Source organism: Microbulbifer sp. ABE4_465 (assembly GCF_056160765.1).
Genome location: NZ_JBSWXV010000014.1, coordinates 1 through 17,167, shown reverse-complemented (window position 1 = coordinate 17,167; position 17,167 = coordinate 1). Strand labels below are relative to the sequence as shown.

The following is a 17,167-nucleotide window of genomic DNA, read 5'->3' as shown; positions in this document are numbered from 1 at the left end:
CGGTATCAGATAACGACGAACAGAATTGAGGAATTAAGACCATGGCAGCAAAAGACGTTAAATTTGGTGATGACGCTCGCCAAAAAATGCTGAACGGCGTAAACATCCTGGCAGACGCCGTAAAAACCACCCTGGGCCCGAAAGGCCGTAACGTGGTTCTGGACAAAGCCTTCGGCGCGCCGACCGTAACCAAAGACGGCGTATCCGTAGCCAAAGAAATCGAACTGAAAGACAAGTTCGAAAACATGGGCGCGCAGATGGTGAAGGAAGTGGCTTCCAAGGCCTCCGACACCGCCGGTGACGGCACCACCACCGCTACCGTACTGGCCCAGGCCATCGTAACCGAAGGCCTCAAATCAGTGGCCGCCGGCTTCAACCCCATGGACCTGAAACGCGGTATCGACAAAGCCGTAGCCGCTGCCGTTGAGCACATCGCCAGCCTGTCCACTCCTTGTGAAGACAGCAAGTCTATCGCCCAGGTAGGTACCATCTCCGCGAACAGCGACGAGCACGTTGGCACCATCATCGCCGAAGCGATGGAAAAAGTTGGTAAAGAAGGCGTTATCACCGTGGAAGAAGGTTCCGGCCTGGAAAACGAGCTGGACGTCGTAGAAGGCATGCAGTTCGATCGCGGCTACCTGTCACCTTACTTTATCACCAACCAGGAGAACATGACTGCCGAGCTGGACAGCCCGTTCATCCTGCTGGTTGACAAGAAAATCTCCAACATCCGTGACCTGCTGCCCCTGCTGGAGCAAGTAGCCAAGGCTTCCAAGCCGCTGCTGATCATCGCCGAAGACGTAGAAGGCGAAGCGCTGGCCACTCTGGTAGTGAACAGCATGCGCGGTATCGTGAAAGTAGCTGCGGTGAAAGCGCCGGGCTTCGGCGACCGTCGTAAGGCTATGCTGCAGGACATCGCTATCCTGACCGGCGGCACCGTGATTTCCGAAGAAGTTGGTCTGGAGCTGGAATCTACCACTCTGGAGCACCTGGGTACCGCCAAGCGCGTCACTCTGTCCAAAGAGAACACCGTGATCGTTGACGGTGCTGGCGACGTTGCGGACATCGAAGCGCGTGTTAAGCAGATCCGCGCCCAGATCGAAGAATCTTCTTCCGACTACGACAAAGAAAAGCTGCAAGAGCGTGTTGCCAAGTTGGCTGGCGGTGTTGCGGTGATCAAGGTTGGCGCTGCCACCGAAGTCGAAATGAAAGAGAAGAAAGCCCGCGTAGAAGACGCCCTGCACGCGACCCGCGCTGCGGTAGAAGAGGGTGTGGTTCCTGGCGGTGGTACCGCTCTGGTTCGCGCTACCCAGGCGATCAACGTGACCGGTGACAACGAAGATCAGAACCACGGTATTGCTGCCGCACTGCGCGCCATGGAAATGCCGCTGCGCCAGATCGTAGCCAACGCCGGTGACGAAGCCTCTGTGGTTGTCGACAAAGTGAAGCAGGGCGAGGGCAACTTCGGCTACAACGCCGGTACCGGTGAGTACGGTGACATGCTGGAAATGGGTATTCTCGACCCAGCCAAGGTAACCCGCTCTGCGCTGCAGGCTGCAGCTTCTATTGCTGGCCTGATGATTACCACCGAAGCCATGGTTGCAGAAATCCCGGAAGATAAGCCGGCTGCACCTGATATGGGTGGCATGGGCGGAATGGGTGGCATGGGCGGCATGATGTAAGCCGGCCTCCAGCCAAGCCATAAAAAAACCCCGCTTTGCGGGGTTTTTTTATGGCTGAACAATTTGCTTTCGCACTCGGGTATCCCGCCCACTTGTCAGCAAGCAATCTGATACAGCGGCGCGGGCTCTTTCACCTTGTTGCCTGGACCGCCACCGTTACCACTCTCATTCCCGCTTCCATACCCGTTACCAATCCCATTACCAGAGCCGTGACCAAGGCAATCCATAGGGCTTAGAACACCCTTGCTGCCGCGATTGACCACGTGGGTGTAGATCTCAGTGATGCTGATATCGGAATGCCCCAATAGTTCTTGGATCGTCCGCAGGTCATACCCCGATTCAAGCAAGTGCGTGGCAAAACTGTGCCGGAACGCGTGTGCTCGTGCCGGCTTGTGGATCCCGGCGGCCTTTACCGCTCGGCGGATCTGCTTGGCCAATGCGGTTGGGTGCAGGTGATGCCGGCGTACCTCGCCCGTGCGCGGGCAGGGCCCGGTCTGAGATGCCGGAAACAGATATTGCCAACCAAGCTCGCTGGCCGCCTTGGGGTACTTCCGCGCAAGCGCATCAGGGAGATGAACATTGCCGACACCATCGGCCATGTCCTGTTCATGCAGAATACGTACACGCTCAATTTGGCGACGCAGATCCGCGACAAGCCCCTGTGGCAATATCGTCGTACGGTCCTTATTTCCTTTACCGCTGCGCACATAAATATTATTGCTGCCAAAGTCGATATCTTTTACTCGTAGTGAGAGCATCTCAGCCGAGCGCAAGCCTGATCCATACAGCAACTGCACGCGCAATCGCCCAGGTCCAGAAAGATGCGATAAGATCGAGGCTACTTCTGCGCGGCTGTAAACCACTGGAAGGCGGCGAGGGCGTTTCGCCTGAGTGAACGAAAGATCCTTAAGTTCGATCTCCAGAAATCGGGTGTACAGATACACCAGCGCGTTCAAAACAATTCGCTGAGTACCTACGGAGCAGTCCCGCTCCTCCGACAAATGGGTAAGAAACAGCTCCACTTCTGGAACGCTCATATCCTGGGGGTGCCGTTTGTTGTGAAACAGTATGAATCTCTTAATCCAATGGATGTATGTACGTTCAGTCGTATAGGCAAGACCGGCTTCACGCATGTGCAACCGAAGAGTGTCTAAAAATCGAACGGGGCGCACCGGTACACGTTTGCGAATGTTGTCCATATAATAACCGCCATTACTGTTTTTATATACAGTATAGCTGTAAATAAACCGCGTCAACGCCAGATTCAGAAGCCTATGGCTTGTGTGCAGCGAATGAGATAGGCTAAACCGTTGATATACAAAGGGTTTGGATATCTCAAACAAGCCATTTGGAAAACAAGAACAAAAGCCATGGGCTTCTTCTGCTCGCATGAATGTGACGGCCTGCTTCTATAGGTTGTTGATTCTTGGTTATTTTTGTTGGGGTGTTGATTTTTGCGCCGAGGAACAATTGCTTCTGCAACAAAAGCCTATGGCGTATGAATAAAACTGTTATACGGAAAAATAGTGAAAAAAATTTATCTATCGCTTCTAGTTTTTGTGGTTTCAGGTACTTGTTTTGCAAATGAGCTGGTTATTTCATACGGACCGGCAGCCACCATTAAAGCTGATACAGATGAAAATGAATTTAATGGAAAGCCATATTCGTATTTGAACTTGGATTCTGATGGGGCAAAGGGCGTACGTTGGGTAAGTCGGTCTAAATTCTATTACGTTGATCTTACTCTACTTGATCCAAAGAAAGATATTCTTAGCGAGTACGGGAGCGACTATAAGTCACTTTCGGCTGGGATTCGTTTCTTTCAAGATTACGCTATAGACGAAAACTTAGGTGCGTACTTGGGTTGCTCGACTGGAGTTGGTGCTGCTGATTTCAGTATTGAGGGAAATAAGGTTAGATCTATGGCTGAGGCGTCTTTTAAGGGTGGTTTGATTTTTAACGACAAGTTTACCGTTGGTCCTGAAGTAAAGTTTCAGTTTGTTGGCAGCCCCGGTGAAACTGTAGCCCGTGTTTTCTTGTTCAATCTCAACGCGGGCGTCAGGTTCTGACGTATAACAATCAGCGGCAGAGCGACAACCAACGCTACGCACCTTTTGTGTTACTCGCTGTCGCTCAAACATTAACACAAAAGGCGCTCCGCGCTGGCTGCGCCTGCGCTGGGCGTTAAGTACCTATGAAGAATATCGAAGCATTTAATATCGCCGTAGCAGAAATTTTCGGCCGTTGCTACAGCGAATTTCCTTTAAAAGTTTCCATTTCAAAAATGGAAATAGGTGTTGCCATAAAGAAATCTCTCGGGGACGATCCTGAGGGATACTTTAATCTTGCTGAACTTGAGTATCAGATTGCTGATGAAGCAATTGATTGGTTGATAAAGGCAGGGTACCTATGGTGCTCAAATCCCGATAAAGCAATTTCCTATGAAGGCGTTACGTTGACTCCCAAGGGGTTAGAAGTATTAAATTCAGTTCCAGAGGGGCTGCAATCCAAGATGTCAATTGGTGAGCGGCTAAGCAAAGGTATACAGACTTTAGGTAAAGAATCTGCGCTAACGACAGTGAAGTTAGGCCTGACTTACGGAGCCAAATTGGCGCTCGGTACTTAACAATCACAGGCAGCAAGGCTCCGGCCCTTTGGGCCTCCGCGGGGCGTTAAGTGTCACAAGGAATTAACGTGATTGAGCAAGTTTCAGAAGAAAATTTGGAAGAAGTCTTGCCGCTTATACGGGCATATCAGGAGTTCTATAAAGTTCAGGGCGTTTGTGATGAAAAGAATTTTAAGTTCTTTTCAAGATTCACTGGATCTTCAGAGCTTGGCCGCCAGTTTCTATTTCGCGAAGAAAAAAAAGTGGTTAGTTTTGCTACCGTATATTTCACGTATACCTCAACAATAACGTCAAAGATCGCTATATTGAATGATCTGTATACGTCGCCAGGTAGTCGAGGTAATGGTATTGGCCGGAAGCTCATTGAGCATTGTCGAGATTTCGCAAAAGAAAACGGTGCGGCAAGGCTGCAATGGGTGACATCTCCAGATAATGAGGTGGCTCAAAAACTCTATGATTCAATCGACACCGGCAAAAGCACGTGGCACTTCTACACGTACAACACTTAACAAACGCAAGCAGGATGCTCCGGCCCTACGGGCCTCCGCGGGACGCCCAACGCTATGCACGTTTTGTGCGGGTCGCTGCGCTCCCAGTTTCGCACAAAACGTGCATAGCATTGGTCGCCCCTGTTGCGGGCGTTAAGCATCGGAACGCATGGCTAGATCAAGTTACTTGAAATTGTGGTTGCTGCTATTTATTGGGGTTCTAGGATTTAGGCTCTACTACGTACACATAGCAGAAGCTGCGCTAAAACATTTTTCTATTTTGGTGGTGTTGGTAGTTGGTGCTTTCTTGTATATTTTTGGTGTTGTTGCTAACACTCGAAAGAAGCAGAGAGCAACCTCAAACACGCTAGGCCCGGCATCATTGGCTTCCGCAACAATTTCTACTGGTTTTGCTACGTATGCGCTGTATCCAGAACTAACTGCTACTGTGGCAATGGGAGCGTGGTTGCTAGCCTTGCTCCCTGCTTCGGAGTCCGGCAATGCTTAACAAACAGCGGCAGAGCGACAGCCAACGCTACGCACCTTTTGTGTTACTCGCTGTCGCTCAAACATTAACACAAAAGGCGCTCCGCGTTGGCTGCGCCTGCGCTGGGCGTTAGGTGAGGAAACAATGAAGGCACCAAGATTCTACCGGCGAATAGTTTCGGTTCCGCTTTACCGGTTAAGGAAAATAACACCTCCTATTGTTTGGTTTATTGGTTTGGTAGTTTCTTTTTTTGCGATGCCTTATTCACGAGGTTTGCGAATGAATCATCCCGGCTTCTTTGAATCATTTGCTCTGGCCTGGCAGTACTCTCAAACAAGCTTTTTTAACGGATTTTTGGTTTTAGTTATTTTGCTCGTGCTTTTTGGATATTTTATGTTTCTTATAGATGGAGCATTTGTCTTCATAAGAGCACTGGCTGGCTACAATACGAGAAAGAACAGTACAGTTTTGGGGTGGTGCTACAACAAACTTAAGAAAAAATGGGGTAGCTGAGCGGATCCACCTAACAAGCAGCGGCAGAGCGACAGCCAACGCTACGCACTTTTTGTGTTACTCGCTGGCGCTCAAACATTAACACAAAAAGCACTCCGCGCTGGCTGCGCCTGCGCTGGGCGTTAAGTGTCAATACTCACGAGATAGGTGCAGGCATGCAGAAGCTGAGAACAATAATTTTTCTATTGTTTGCACTAATTTACGCAACCCCCGGATCGATCATTGCGTACCATCAATATGTTAGGAATCTACATACTTATGAGTGTAAATCTGAAAGTGCGCCTCATGGCTATATCACTATTTGGAAACGCGGCGGGGGAAATCCAGATCCAAAAATTTGCAAATCAGATGGTTTAACGCTTCGCGCATTCATGGAAATTCCAGTTAATGTGCTATTGGGGCCTTTTATACTTGTTATGCAATATCTACGAAGCTACGCAGCTAAACAATGAACTACTGTCATATACGAGTTCCGGAGCAGGGTACACTTAACAAGCAGCGGCAGAGCGACAGCCAACGCTACGCACTTTTTGTGTTACTCGCTGGCGCTCAAACATTAACACAAAAAGTGCTCCGCGCTGGCTGCGCCTGCGCTGGACGTTAAGCCTACAGAGGAATCGCAATCGTTGAGTAAGTATGTCAGCTGTATTTTGAATGAACTCGACGAGTCAGAATTAATCGGCGATGATTTTGAGTTATTCGTGATTTTATTGAATATGGATGATTCTGGTGAAATTACTTCAACTGAATCAATTGAACCGATCGGCAAAGTTGGCTTTGATATCGAGAATGAGGAATGTCTTTTTTATATGACGCCTGGAAAAAAGGCGGCAAAGGTTTCCGATGTATACTCGGAAATAGAGTCGATAGATTCTAGTTTCACACTTGTCTCTGCACTGGAGAAAAAACTTCACGGCTCCTGGATAAGAATAGATAATCCAGTAATAGGCTTCGGGGAAAATATCGAGGAAAAGCGGTTCTTCATAGCCTGCAGGGCTTAACAATCAGCGGCAGAGCGACAGCCAACGCTACGCACCTTTTGTGTTACTCGCTGGCGCTCAAACATTAACACAAAATGCGCTCCGCGCTGGCTGCGCCTGCGCTGGGCGTTATATGTCTGAGCTAATTTTGTAATTTTTAGGATCATTTGAATAGCAATGAATATGAGTTTGGCATTCTTTCCATACATCTTTCTGTTTGCATCTGTGCTCCCCGCGTTACTTGCATTTTGGGTGGCGCGTAAGCAAGGTCGTTCATCAGTAGCGTGCGCATTGGTGGCGCTTGTACTTGGCCTAAGTTGGGCTGGCGGCTGGCTGTACCTGGCGGTTCTCACCCTTTTGTCACCGAAGTCGGTTGAAACCTAAGGCCATATAACAAACACGGGCAGTGAAGCTCCGGCCCTTCGGGCCTCCGCGGGACGGCTTACCTTATGCACGTTTTCCGCGGTCGCTTCGCGCCCATTATTGCGCAAAACGCGCATAAGGTAATCCGCCCCTGCCGTGGGCGTTAAGGCAATATGTAGATCGTGGAGTGAATCTATGAATCAACGTATTTTGCGAGAAAAAGTTCGCTCTATCTTGAATGACATTGCTCAAACGGAAGAGAAAAGAATGACAAAAATTTTCGATGAGCAAAAGTCTATAGAAGTCGATAAGTCAAGGAAAATGGCTCCCATTATAGAAGTTATTTCTTTATTGGGAGATGAAATAGGTGATAATCCTGAAATCTCCATAATTGCAGAAAAGGGTTCTACTTTTTCTAGGATTTCATTTTCTGAAAGTAGAACAACAGATGTATACGATTTTTCTATGAGCTTTAATCGGGAATACTTCGAAGTTAGACATGATAGCACCTACGATTTCATGGATTACGAAAGGAAATCCAGGACAATAAAATTTAAAACAGCCGATGAAGTTGTAACTTTCGCTTTAAAAATTGTGGGTGAAAAAATTGGTAGGGATAAAGCATCATCTAAACGTAAATGAGAAAGGTGGGAATGCGGTACGCGCTAAGTTGTGTGCCAAATAGCCTTAACAATCAGCGGCAGAGCGACAGCCAACGCTACGCACCTTTTGTGTTACTCGCTGCGCTCAAACATTAACACAAAATGCGCTCCGCGCTGGCTGCGCCTGCGCTGGGCGTTAAGAGCTCGAGTAGTTGAGAAAATCATGATATCTAGAAAGTTGGGTTGGTTTTTTGCATCGTTCTATGTGATGAGTATTCTTTCTTGCTCTCAAGTAATAAAAATACCTGAAGAATTTCTTGAAGGGTCCAGTAGTAGAAGTAAAGATCTAGGAAAAGTATACGGATTTCACGGCGCATCAGGACTCGTTGTTCCAACTAGAATCGTGAAGGTCAACGGTTACGTCATCAAAGAACCTTCAGTGATTGCCTTGCCGCATGGTAGCTATACATTCTTACTTGAGTGTATTTCAGAAAGTGGTCCTAGGGTCGTCGAACGAGAGCTATTTATTAATGGCTCACGTAAAAATTATATTCAAGGATTTAATAATAAGATTGGTGGGTGTTTTTTTGCGGTCACGTACGTTTGAAACGCTCTTAACAAAGCGAGGCAATTCGTTCCGGCCCTACGGGCCTCCACCGGACAGCTTACTTTGTCCACTTTATTGCGCGGTCGCTTCGCTCCCATTTTCGCGCAATAAAGCGCACAAAGTAAGCTGCCGCTGCTCGCGGCGTTATGAGTCACAAAGAATGAAGCTTCTGCTACTTGTATCATTGCTGGTTTCCTCCAATCTTTTTGCGGAGGAATCTTTCGAAGAGTTCTATGGCGAATGGTGCGTAGCAGAGATAGAAACTTTTCGCGGCGGAATCACTCCAGAAGCTGAGGCAAGAAAGTGGCTGAAAAGTACTGTGTTGATCTCAGAAACAAAATTCAGTTCATTGTCAAACGAAATTGAAAACCCAGTCTATAAATTATCTGTAGAGAATCTTGGAAAACAAGAAGAAGGAAATATAAGGCAAAAAGATTCTGTATTTTATGGTGTCTATCCAGATCGTAAAATTATTAAAAAAATTGAAGTTTACGAAAATGAAAAAGAAGAGTATCCATATACATATATTGAAATCGTAAATTCAGAAATAATTTTCGAGCTTTATGATGGCTACGTATTTACCTACGAGCGTAATTGCTCATAACAATCGCAGGCAGTTTGCTTCAGCCCTTCGGGCTTCCGCGGGACGCCCAACGCTATGCACATTTTGTGCTGGTCGCTTCGCTCCCATTTTCGCACAAAACGTGCATAGCATTGGTCGCCCCTGTTGCGGGCGTTAAGTGCTCAGGAGCTTCGATTTTACATCCATACTTTGGTGCAGAATTCTTATGATCTCAACGCAATCATTCTCACCAATTTTGTAGAAAATAATATGAGCGCCGTGCGGAATTTTTCGATAGGCGGATTTTATATTTTCACTGCTCACACCAGATAGTGGAGCAGCGGCGAGGTCATGAAATGCGTCGTCAAACTTTTTGATGTAAACGTTTCGCTGGGCTACTCCCCAGCGCCGCTCAGTAAAATTGGCAATACCTTTCAGGTCACTTTTTGCTTTACGGCTTATCTTAAATGAACTCATGAAGTTTTCTTTTCATCAAGCTCAGCAATAAATGATTCATAGGTATAATCGGTGAAACCGCTTTCCTCGCCTTCCTGCAACAGTGAGCGAAGTGTTTCAAGCTTGGTTTCGGTGTCTTCGAGTAACCGCAAACCCGCACGAACCACCTCACTTGCGGAGCCATAGCGGCCGCTGGCGACTTCTTTGGCTATAAATTCATCAAAGTGTGACCCGAGGGTCATGCTGGTGTTCTTGGCCATAGTGCCTCCTTGTACCAATAAGTACCTAAATATGGTATTGAGTGGGCGGGTTGTCAAGTACTCCGTACGTGCACTCAACAAGGTGCTTCAGCCGACGTCTTACTTTGCGCAATTTTTGAGCGGTCGCTGTGCTCCCAGTTTCGCGCAAAAAACACCCAAAGTAAGCCGCCCCTGCCGTGGCGTTCAGGTGACAGTGTTACCACCTATCGTTGACGTATTTGATATCCTTAAATACCGCGTCAATGACGAGGTCTTTCCCTGATAAATATGAGGCCCAGGTGTTCTCAGCGTGAATGTCAATTTCGAGTTCACCTATTCCGCTAAGTAATATTTTGTTTGGTGGCCAGCAATCATCGAACCAACCACATCCGTCTGCCAAATCAGTCCAGCCTTTGGTTAGATACAGTTGAATTCCCGAAGCGGGCAATTTGGGGTAGAAACCTTCCGCACGGAATCGTAGCTTATCGCCGATTTCGCTCCCTACAACTACAAGGTTTTGTGGGGTGAGGTGTTTGAATTGACTTGCCGCGATAATTCCTGCAGAAAAGGTGTTGGGCCCTACGATCAGGTATATGCGGCCATTATCCGGTGTGGCATCGGCTATGGTTTGGACAATCGGGAGGGCTTTCGTGTAGTCACCTCCACGGTTAAAGCGGAAATCGACGATGTAGTTTTGAGCTTGTGATCTTGTACCAAGTTCTAAAATCCGCTGTTCAAATTGATCGAGTGTTTCTGTTTTGTCGGCGAAGCTCGCATTCATTCGAATATAGATTGCATCGTGTTCAGGCAGCTCGCGTAGCAGATGCAGTTTGTCGGTTTCCTGGAGAAATAAGGGGAGGTGATCGCCCTTGCGTAGCACTGATGTCCAGCCCTTGGTGGCGAAGCTTTCGTCTTCGGGAAATGCGTTACGGAATTCCCAGAAGGGGTCGCCGGGCTTGGTTTCGTTCTCAGCTGTGAGTAGTACACTCGATTCGACGTTCTCGAGGCTCAATGTGCGTATTTCAACGGATCCTTTGGCTACTGTGGCGCCGAGGAATGACAGTGCGCTGGGTGCGGAATAGAGAAATTCACTGCGATACTTGTGCCAGCTCTCGGTGCCACCACCGGTGAGAAGCGCGGTGCTGGGTAATAGCTCTTCCGGGGTTTTTCCGCCTAGGGAAAGCACGCGTTGCCCGAGTAACGTGCTGTGGTCCGTGCGTGCTTTTACGATGATGAGACCGTCGGCGGTCCAGTGAAAGCGGACCGGGAATCGGTGCATTTTCGTGGTCAGTGCGGTGGTGTGGGCGTTTTCGAAGACCGAGAGTGCCTGTAATACGAGTAGGGTGAGGTCATCTTCGGACTGCGGCGCGGGAGCGGACTCTACGATTTGATTGAACTCCGCAGCCTGCTCTGGGGTGATGTCTTTTTCGTTGGCGAGGACGACTTGCTTGAAGTATTCGAGGTCTGAGGCCAGTGACCCAGGGGAGTCAATTTGCGGAATTTCTGGCTTTTCGAGCATCTGAAGTCCGCCAGCGGAAAAGAAAACTCCGGCGAGTAAGAGGTTGAAGAATACATAGCCGATTGCGATTTTTTTAAGGGTGGGCATAGTTTTCCATTTCCTTCGGCGCTGGTGGTCAGACACTCTGCTGTTCAACTTTTTTAACTGTTGACTCCAGCCATTCCATAAACAGCGAGAGTCGTTTCGGTAGCTGACGACGGGACGGGTAGAGCAGTGATACTGGCATCGGTTCAGCAGTAAATTCGGTGAGGACAGGTATCAGCGCTCCGCTGTTTAGGTGTCCCCCAATACCGATCTTTGGTAGCTGTGCAATACCCAGGCCAGCCAGGCAGGCGGCGAGATACCCGTCTGTGCTATTGACTGCAAGCGCACTGGGCATGGGTTGCTGGTGGACCTCTCCACATTTCAGGTATTCGAATGTTGCCGGTCGATTACCAATTTTTTGCGAATAATCAACGAGTTGATGCTGCTGGAGGTCATTGAGGGTTCGTGGAATACCATGGCGGCGAATATAACCCTTGCTCACGCAATTCAGTAACGGGTAGCTGGTTAATGGGCGGCAAATCAGTGCGCTGTCCTTTAGGGTACCTACTCGAACCAGACAATCTACGCCTTCGGAAACGGGGTCGATGTTGTGATCGGTACAGCTGATCTGAACTTTGACATTGGGGTAGGTATCCAGCCACTCCTGTAAGCGCGGGAGCACCACCGTGGAGGCGAAGCGGCTCGGCATATCCACACGCACGATTCCATGAACATCGGCTCCCTGATGTTGAAACTGGCTCTCCAGGGCCTCGAGCTCGGCGAGAATTGCCTGGCATTGGGGGAGGTAGCTTTCGCCATCGCGAGTGAGTGTGATACGGCGGGTACTGCGGTGGAGCAGCCGTGTTCCCAGTTGTTGTTCCAGAGTTTGTACGGCGCTGGAGATGCTGGACTTCGGCAGCCCGAGAATCTCGGCTGCGCGAGTGAAATTGCCGGTCTGCGCGACCTTCACGAACCGCTGCATCATCTCAAACTTGTCCATCGCTCTCATCTTCGTCTAGCTATTGTTCGCTAACTGCGAACAATGATATCGGAATTGGTGGGTTTTTGGGCGACAGTCTGCTGGTTAAGCTGGTTTTCGTGTTAACGCAATGAGGAGGAAGGCATGCGTAAACTGGCACTGATTACCGGCGGAAGCCGTGGTCTCGGGCGCGCCAGCGCACTGGCGCTCGCAGGGCGCGGCATCGATAGCATCATTACCTACCAGAACAACCGCACCGCGGCAGAAGCCGTACTTGAGGAGGTGGCGCGTTGTGGCCAGAAAGCGGAGGCGTTGCAACTGGACGTGGGGGAGAGCGGGAGCTTTGCGGAATTCGGACAAGCGCTACGTCGCACTCTCGCAGATGCATTTGGAGGTCGCCGTATCGATTATCTGATTAATAACGCCGGTATGGGCGTTCATGCATCATTCGCGGAAACGACCATGGGGCAGTTCGATGCGCTAATGAACGTTCATCTCAAGGGCTCCTTCTTTCTCACCCAGTCACTGCTGCCGCTAATGGCTGACGGTGGATGTATTATCAATGTCTCTACGGGCCTGACGCGCTTCAGTCTGCCGGGGCACTGCGCCTATGCAATGATGAAGGGCGGCATCGAGGTCATGACCCGTTATTTGGCCAGCGAGTTGGGAGCGCGGCGGATCCGCGTAAATACCCTGGCGCCGGGAGCGATAGAGACGGACTTTGGTGGCGGTGCGGTGCGCGACAATGCACAGCTGAACCAGTTTATTGCCAGCCAGACCGCATTGGAGCGCGCCGGTTTACCCGAGGATATCGGCAATGCCGTGGCCATGCTGGTCAGTGACGATGCCGGCTGGGTAACCGGGCAGCGCGTCGAAGTGTCGGGGGGGATGTTCCTGTAGCCCGCTCGGTATTCTCAAAACGGTGCTTTGCTGGCCGCGTGAAATTTGTCGCAGACATCACCTGACAGGGCTATGTTGTCCGGGTCTAGCAGCATTACCGGGGAGCCGGGGGCAAGCTTGAAGCTGTCGAGATCCGCCCAGATAACATTCGGACTGGTGGTGAGTTCGAAAAAGTACCGCCGGTCGGTCAGATTGATTGCCGTGCGGTACTCGGTGTTATAAATACCGAACCCCTTGTAGGGGGCCCCGAAGGGAACCGACACATTGCGTGCGATGGCGAGGATTGCGGCAATAGCCTCTCGTTCGTTGGCTGGCTTTGGCAATATTGCGGAATAGTAGCTGGCGCGTTGGAAACGATCGACGGGATTCACATTTCCCGGCAGCGGCGTATCACTGGTGGGGTTGGAGTAGTCCTGTTTTTTCAGCAGTGCCAGTTGTTCGTCATAGGTCGGGTCATTGGTCATCACCCGATACTGCTTGCCGTGATGCACCACCAGTTTGCCGTCGATATATTCCAGCACCGCGGAGTCGCCACTGGCATCTTCAATCGCCAGATGCACCGTGGCTGTGTGCCCCTGTGCTTCCGTCATCACGATCTGGATCTGCTTCATCAGCGCCAGCGCTTCTTTGACGTTGGCCGCGTTATCGAGCAAGTACTGCAGCCAGAGTCCGGCCTGTACGCCCGGGCGTTTGGAGTCCCGCGGCCCGAAATTGGCCGCATTGAGGTACAGCATGTGACCGCTCAGGCCTTTTTCATTCAGGCCGTCCGCGGTGCCAATGCCATAGATCGTCGTCACCAAACTGCCGTATTTGGAGGTCCACTGGGCCGGGTTGTCTCTTACCGTTACGGTTTCTCCGGTGCGGCCACCATCTCGCGCCATTCCCCGAGGGAACACCGTCAAAACCGGCTCGGTGGACTCTGGCCAGTCCATTGTGCGGCCAACAACCACGGCCAGGCCATTGTCATTCCAAAGCACCCGGGTACAGGCTTCGGTGGGCTGTGCCAGGGCCGCGAAGACCAGGGTCGAGAACAGCAGGCTGTAACATACAGGTAGGAGTTTCAGATTCAGCATCGACGGTACCTCTTTCGGAGAAGTGTAGTAAACGTCGATACTGTTATCTGCGTTCATGCGGTTAATTGAGCAGGAACAAATGCGAAAGTCGGTCGCCAGCAACGAATCCCCAGCCTGGCTAGCGAATAAATCGTACCCAGCGCCAAAGGCGCAAAACGTCCAGCAGAGCTCCCGCCACATAGGTGAGGGCGCAGGCTTTCAGTACACTGTGGGCTTTGTCCATCAGGTGCGCTGGCAGGTAGCCTTCCCGCAATATGGGCAGGGCCTTGTTGAAGCTCGCATCGTACTCTTCCGGCAAAATCGCCACGTACATCAGTACAGAAGCCAGCATGGTGATCACCGCGATCACACCTATCCATAGAAAGACGACCGGTGATTTGATCAGCAGTGTGAGAATAGGGGCGGCGATCAGAATGGTGCCGCCGATCTTCTGGATCTGCCCGGCCCGACCCAGATATTTGTCCCGCAGCCTGGAGATGGGCTCTTCGCGGCAGAACTGCATCGCATGGCCGACTTCATGAGCGGCCACCGCCACAGCCGTTACCGATTTGCCGTGGTACACATCCGGGCTGAGCGCCACAACCTTCTCCGACGGCGAGTAGTAGTTCTGATCCTTGCCGGCCTTAATGACCTTTACTCCCTCGAGTTGAAATCGCTCGATCAGGTGTTCGGCCAGTTCCGCGCCGGACCCCGGCATATCGCCGACCTCGGTGGAGTGTCGCCACAGCACATAGCGTACCCACAGTTGCGGGCCTACGATCAGGGCGATGATGGCCAGAGTGGCGAGTATGTATGGCATTTGAGGCGATTCAGTAGATGGTGAGCCTGGTCGTCTGAAGGTAGCTCCAACACGACTGTTTTTGCAATGCTTTTAACACAGGAGCGAATGCGCACTAACCCCTGGATCTGGCGACAATCTCACTGACCAGATCTTCAGTAAACAAGGATTTGGACAAGTAGTGCCTGCCACCGGATTTCGCCACAATGATCAACCCCAACTCTGTCTCAATAACACCCTCGATATCTGACCATAACAGTGCGGTCTGTGTGTGCTCGCTCTGAGTCGTAATCCCACGTTCATCGACAATGACGGTCACTTCACTACCTGCGCTTTTACCCCACATCTGCCGAGCCAGCCACCAGGCGCGTCGGAAGCGGATATGTAGAAGCTCCAGAATCGCAAAAGCGATGAGCATGTAGCCCAGCACTCTGGGCTGATCGGTAAAAATCAGTGACCCTGCACCTGCAGCGAGCATCACGGCTGGGAACAGGTAATTGGGTTTGGCACCTTTTCCATGGGGTAGGGACTGATCAAAACATTCGGCCAGGTAATCCCTGGATAGGGTGAATTGTTTTTTGAAAGGCTGCATCAAAACCACTTATTGCTGAATTTGGTTCATTGAATGTACTGGGTTTCATAAATAAAAAAAGCGGGCTTTCGCCCGCTTCAATACCTCTCATCCTGTGAGCGACTCTTTCTTGTAGGTATTCCTTATCTACAGTCGATGTGTTCTCAGTGCGTTACCACTGCAGTGCACCACCGGTTTGATATTCGATGACGCGCGTTTCGAAGAAGTTTTTCTCCTTGCGCAGGTCCATGATCTCGGACATCCACGGGAAGGGGTTCTGGGCACCCGGGAACTGTTCTTTCAGGCCCAGCTGGCTCAGGCGACGGTTGGCGATGAAGTGGAGGTATTCCTCCATCATCGCTGCGTTCATGCCGAGTACGCCGCGGGGCATGGTGTCGCGGGCGTAGGCCACTTCCAGTTCCATACCTTCCAGGATCATCTGGGTGACTTCCTGCTGGAACTGTTCGGTCCACAGGTGTGGGTTTTCCAGTTTGATCTGGTTGATGACGTCGATGCCGAAGTTGAGGTGCATGGACTCGTCGCGCAGGATGTACTGGAACTGCTCGGCAACGCCGGTCATCTTGTTGCGGCGGCCCATGGACAGGATCTGGGTGAAGCCGCAGTAGAAGAAGATACCTTCGGTAACCGCGTAGAAGGCGATCAGGTTGCGCAGCAGTTCCTGGTCGGTTTCCGGGGTGCCGGTCTTGAAGTTGGGATCGCTGATGGAGCCGGTGTGCGCGAGGCTCCAGGCAGCTTTCTTGGCGACGCTGGGTACTTCGCGGTACATGTTGAAGACTTCGCCTTCGTCCATGCCCAGAGACTCTACACAGTACTGGTAGGCGTGGGTGTGGATGGCTTCTTCAAAGGACTGACGCAGGATGTACTGGCGGCATTCCGGGTTGGTGATGTGGCGGTAGATGGCCAGCACCAGGTTGTTGGCTACCAGGGAGTCGGCGGTGGAGAAGTAACCCAGGGAGTATTCCACGATGCGACGCTCGTCTTCGGTCAGACCATTGGGGTCTTTCCACATGGACACGTCTTTGTTCATGTTCACTTCCTGCGGCATCCAGTGGTTGGCACAGCCGTCGAGGTATTTCTGCCAGGCCCAGTCGTACTTGAACGGTACCAGCTGGTTCAGGTCGGCGCGGCAGTTGATGATGCGCTTTTCGTCGACTTCGATACGGGCAGCGCCCATTTCCAGTTCTTCCAGGCCCGGGGCCGGATCCAGATCGTTTACGGCGGCGCGCGCGGCTTCCACGGCGGAAGAGGGCGCAGCGGTGGACTTGGTTTCGGCTTGGGCCGCGGTCGATGCCGGGGCACTGCTGGCGCTCTCTACCTGGTAGTTAGCGCTGGGTTCGGTGACTGCCTGCTGCTCGGATTGCAGTGCACCCGGCACCGGTTGCGGTTCGGCTTTCTTGGGCTCTGGCTTGGCTTGTGTGTCGATATCGTCCCAGCTCAGCATGACTTCCCCTTATCTTTTTCCGTGCGATGTCCCATTGGTAATGGGGCATCCAAAGTATGTTTCGTGTGCGACCTGCACCCGGCCCGGGTTTGACGCTTTTGCGGCGTTCTGGCCCGATGCCGGGGCGGCGCTTATGGTCTTGGTTGCGTGGAGACGCCGCTTCCCGCAGCCCCCCCCAACGCCCCCCCCCAAAAAGATTTTTCTCTTTTCACACCCACCTTTCACAAAAACCTCCCGGCAAACTTCGCAGCCTTGG

At 51.2% G+C, this 17,167-nt stretch carries 20 protein-coding genes; 11 read left to right on the top strand and 9 right to left on the bottom strand.

Annotated elements, in window-relative coordinates; translation table 11 throughout:
* Positions 1-41: 41 nt before the first annotated feature.
* On the top strand, positions 42-1,682 hold the full coding sequence (groL, locus tag ACXAG1_RS16580) for a chaperonin GroEL (RefSeq protein ID WP_475092348.1): 1,641 nt from the start codon (positions 42-44) through the stop codon (positions 1,680-1,682).
* Positions 1,683-1,777: 95 nt separating this feature from the next.
* Here the strand turns inward: groL and ACXAG1_RS16575 are convergent, their stop codons facing one another.
* Entirely contained in the window at positions 1,778-3,073 is a 1,296-nt protein-coding gene (locus tag ACXAG1_RS16575; RefSeq protein WP_475120313.1) for an integron integrase, read from the bottom strand.
* A 135-nt stretch (positions 3,074-3,208) separates the two neighbouring features.
* Between ACXAG1_RS16575 and ACXAG1_RS16570 the strand changes: the two genes are divergently transcribed.
* The 9 genes from ACXAG1_RS16570 to ACXAG1_RS16530 all read left to right on the top strand — a co-directional run bounded on the left by ACXAG1_RS16570 (position 3,209) and on the right by ACXAG1_RS16530 (position 8,952).
* The gene (locus ACXAG1_RS16570) at positions 3,209-3,751 is read left to right on the top strand and encodes a hypothetical protein (protein WP_475120312.1); all 543 of its coding nucleotides are present in this window, start codon (positions 3,209-3,211) and stop codon (positions 3,749-3,751) included.
* A gap of 125 nt (positions 3,752-3,876) precedes the next feature.
* Positions 3,877-4,308, top strand: a complete 432-nt coding sequence (locus ACXAG1_RS16565) for a hypothetical protein (RefSeq protein ID WP_475120128.1) — start codon at positions 3,877-3,879, stop codon at positions 4,306-4,308.
* Between the two features lie 68 nt (positions 4,309-4,376).
* On the top strand, positions 4,377-4,817 hold the full coding sequence (locus ACXAG1_RS16560; RefSeq protein WP_475120311.1) for a GNAT family N-acetyltransferase: 441 nt from the start codon (positions 4,377-4,379) through the stop codon (positions 4,815-4,817).
* Positions 4,818-4,965: 148 nt separating this feature from the next.
* On the top strand, positions 4,966-5,304 hold the full coding sequence (locus ACXAG1_RS16555; protein WP_475120310.1) for a hypothetical protein: 339 nt from the start codon (positions 4,966-4,968) through the stop codon (positions 5,302-5,304).
* 123 nt (positions 5,305-5,427) lie between these two features.
* Positions 5,428-5,796, top strand: coding sequence for a hypothetical protein (locus tag ACXAG1_RS16550; protein ID WP_475120309.1), 369 nt, complete (start codon positions 5,428-5,430; stop codon positions 5,794-5,796).
* A 626-nt stretch (positions 5,797-6,422) separates the two neighbouring features.
* Positions 6,423-6,797, top strand: a complete 375-nt coding sequence (locus ACXAG1_RS16545; protein WP_475120308.1) for a hypothetical protein — start codon at positions 6,423-6,425, stop codon at positions 6,795-6,797.
* A 537-nt stretch (positions 6,798-7,334) separates the two neighbouring features.
* Entirely contained in the window at positions 7,335-7,781 is a 447-nt protein-coding gene (locus ACXAG1_RS16540; RefSeq protein ID WP_475120307.1) for a hypothetical protein, read from the top strand.
* A 183-nt stretch (positions 7,782-7,964) separates the two neighbouring features.
* Positions 7,965-8,348 carry a hypothetical protein gene (locus ACXAG1_RS16535; protein WP_475120306.1) on the top strand — a complete coding sequence of 128 codons (384 nt, stop codon included), beginning with the start codon at positions 7,965-7,967 and terminating at the stop codon, positions 8,346-8,348.
* 160 nt (positions 8,349-8,508) lie between these two features.
* Entirely contained in the window at positions 8,509-8,952 is a 444-nt protein-coding gene (locus ACXAG1_RS16530; protein WP_475120305.1) for a hypothetical protein, read from the top strand.
* Between the two features lie 132 nt (positions 8,953-9,084).
* Here the strand turns inward: ACXAG1_RS16530 and ACXAG1_RS16525 are convergent, their stop codons facing one another.
* From ACXAG1_RS16525 to ACXAG1_RS16510, 4 genes are all read right to left on the bottom strand, one after another.
* The gene (locus tag ACXAG1_RS16525) at positions 9,085-9,387 is read right to left on the bottom strand and encodes a type II toxin-antitoxin system RelE/ParE family toxin (protein ID WP_475120304.1); all 303 of its coding nucleotides are present in this window, start codon (positions 9,385-9,387) and stop codon (positions 9,085-9,087) included.
* On the bottom strand, positions 9,384-9,626 hold the full coding sequence (locus ACXAG1_RS16520) for a type II toxin-antitoxin system ParD family antitoxin (protein ID WP_475092367.1): 243 nt from the start codon (positions 9,624-9,626) through the stop codon (positions 9,384-9,386). The genes ACXAG1_RS16525 and ACXAG1_RS16520 overlap by 4 nt, the downstream gene beginning before the upstream one ends.
* 196 nt (positions 9,627-9,822) lie before the next feature.
* Complete coding sequence (locus tag ACXAG1_RS16515) at positions 9,823-11,211, bottom strand: hypothetical protein (RefSeq protein ID WP_475120303.1); 1,389 nt, start codon at positions 11,209-11,211, stop codon at positions 9,823-9,825.
* 28 nt (positions 11,212-11,239) lie between these two features.
* On the bottom strand, positions 11,240-12,148 hold the full coding sequence (locus ACXAG1_RS16510; RefSeq protein WP_475120302.1) for a LysR family transcriptional regulator: 909 nt from the start codon (positions 12,146-12,148) through the stop codon (positions 11,240-11,242).
* Positions 12,149-12,271: 123 nt separating this feature from the next.
* Between ACXAG1_RS16510 and ACXAG1_RS16505 the strand changes: the two genes are divergently transcribed.
* Complete coding sequence (locus ACXAG1_RS16505; RefSeq protein WP_475092370.1) at positions 12,272-13,027, top strand: SDR family NAD(P)-dependent oxidoreductase; 756 nt, start codon at positions 12,272-12,274, stop codon at positions 13,025-13,027.
* 14 nt (positions 13,028-13,041) lie between these two features.
* Here ACXAG1_RS16505 and ACXAG1_RS16500 read toward each other — a convergent pair whose 3' ends face one another.
* From ACXAG1_RS16500 to ACXAG1_RS16485, 4 genes are all read right to left on the bottom strand, one after another.
* Positions 13,042-14,157, bottom strand: coding sequence for a linear amide C-N hydrolase (locus ACXAG1_RS16500; protein WP_475120301.1), 1,116 nt, complete (start codon positions 14,155-14,157; stop codon positions 13,042-13,044).
* A 61-nt stretch (positions 14,158-14,218) separates the two neighbouring features.
* Positions 14,219-14,899, bottom strand: coding sequence for a zinc metallopeptidase (locus tag ACXAG1_RS16495; protein ID WP_475092372.1), 681 nt, complete (start codon positions 14,897-14,899; stop codon positions 14,219-14,221).
* A 94-nt stretch (positions 14,900-14,993) separates the two neighbouring features.
* Complete coding sequence (locus tag ACXAG1_RS16490; RefSeq protein WP_475120300.1) at positions 14,994-15,470, bottom strand: YcxB family protein; 477 nt, start codon at positions 15,468-15,470, stop codon at positions 14,994-14,996.
* Between the two features lie 151 nt (positions 15,471-15,621).
* Positions 15,622-16,911, bottom strand: a complete 1,290-nt coding sequence (locus ACXAG1_RS16485; RefSeq protein ID WP_475092405.1) for a ribonucleotide-diphosphate reductase subunit beta — start codon at positions 16,909-16,911, stop codon at positions 15,622-15,624.
* Positions 16,912-17,167 lie beyond the last annotated feature (256 nt).

Bases quoted from the DNA above. Each gene is read 5' to 3' on its own strand.
- groL (WP_475092348.1), top strand. From the start codon at position 42: ATGGCAGCAAAAGACGTTAAATTTGGTGATGACGCTCGCCAAAAAATG.
- ACXAG1_RS16575 (WP_475120313.1), bottom strand. From the start codon at position 3,073: ATGCGAGCAGAAGAAGCCCATGGCTTTTGTTCTTGTTTTCCAAATGGC.
- ACXAG1_RS16565 (WP_475120128.1), top strand. From the start codon at position 3,877: ATGAAGAATATCGAAGCATTTAATATCGCCGTAGCAGAAATTTTCGGC.
- ACXAG1_RS16555 (WP_475120310.1), top strand. From the start codon at position 4,966: ATGGCTAGATCAAGTTACTTGAAATTGTGGTTGCTGCTATTTATTGGG.
- ACXAG1_RS16550 (WP_475120309.1), top strand. From the start codon at position 5,428: ATGAAGGCACCAAGATTCTACCGGCGAATAGTTTCGGTTCCGCTTTAC.
- ACXAG1_RS16540 (WP_475120307.1), top strand. From the start codon at position 7,335: ATGAATCAACGTATTTTGCGAGAAAAAGTTCGCTCTATCTTGAATGAC.
- ACXAG1_RS16535 (WP_475120306.1), top strand. From the start codon at position 7,965: ATGATATCTAGAAAGTTGGGTTGGTTTTTTGCATCGTTCTATGTGATG.
- ACXAG1_RS16530 (WP_475120305.1), top strand. From the start codon at position 8,509: ATGAAGCTTCTGCTACTTGTATCATTGCTGGTTTCCTCCAATCTTTTT.
- ACXAG1_RS16525 (WP_475120304.1), bottom strand. From the start codon at position 9,387: ATGAGTTCATTTAAGATAAGCCGTAAAGCAAAAAGTGACCTGAAAGGT.
- ACXAG1_RS16520 (WP_475092367.1), bottom strand. From the start codon at position 9,626: ATGGCCAAGAACACCAGCATGACCCTCGGGTCACACTTTGATGAATTT.
- ACXAG1_RS16515 (WP_475120303.1), bottom strand. From the start codon at position 11,211: ATGCCCACCCTTAAAAAAATCGCAATCGGCTATGTATTCTTCAACCTC.
- ACXAG1_RS16510 (WP_475120302.1), bottom strand. From the start codon at position 12,148: ATGGACAAGTTTGAGATGATGCAGCGGTTCGTGAAGGTCGCGCAGACC.
- ACXAG1_RS16505 (WP_475092370.1), top strand. From the start codon at position 12,272: ATGCGTAAACTGGCACTGATTACCGGCGGAAGCCGTGGTCTCGGGCGC.
- ACXAG1_RS16500 (WP_475120301.1), bottom strand. From the start codon at position 14,157: ATGAACGCAGATAACAGTATCGACGTTTACTACACTTCTCCGAAAGAG.
- ACXAG1_RS16495 (WP_475092372.1), bottom strand. From the start codon at position 14,899: ATGCCATACATACTCGCCACTCTGGCCATCATCGCCCTGATCGTAGGC.
- ACXAG1_RS16490 (WP_475120300.1), bottom strand. From the start codon at position 15,470: ATGCAGCCTTTCAAAAAACAATTCACCCTATCCAGGGATTACCTGGCC.
- ACXAG1_RS16485 (WP_475092405.1), bottom strand. From the start codon at position 16,911: ATGCTGAGCTGGGACGATATCGACACACAAGCCAAGCCAGAGCCCAAG.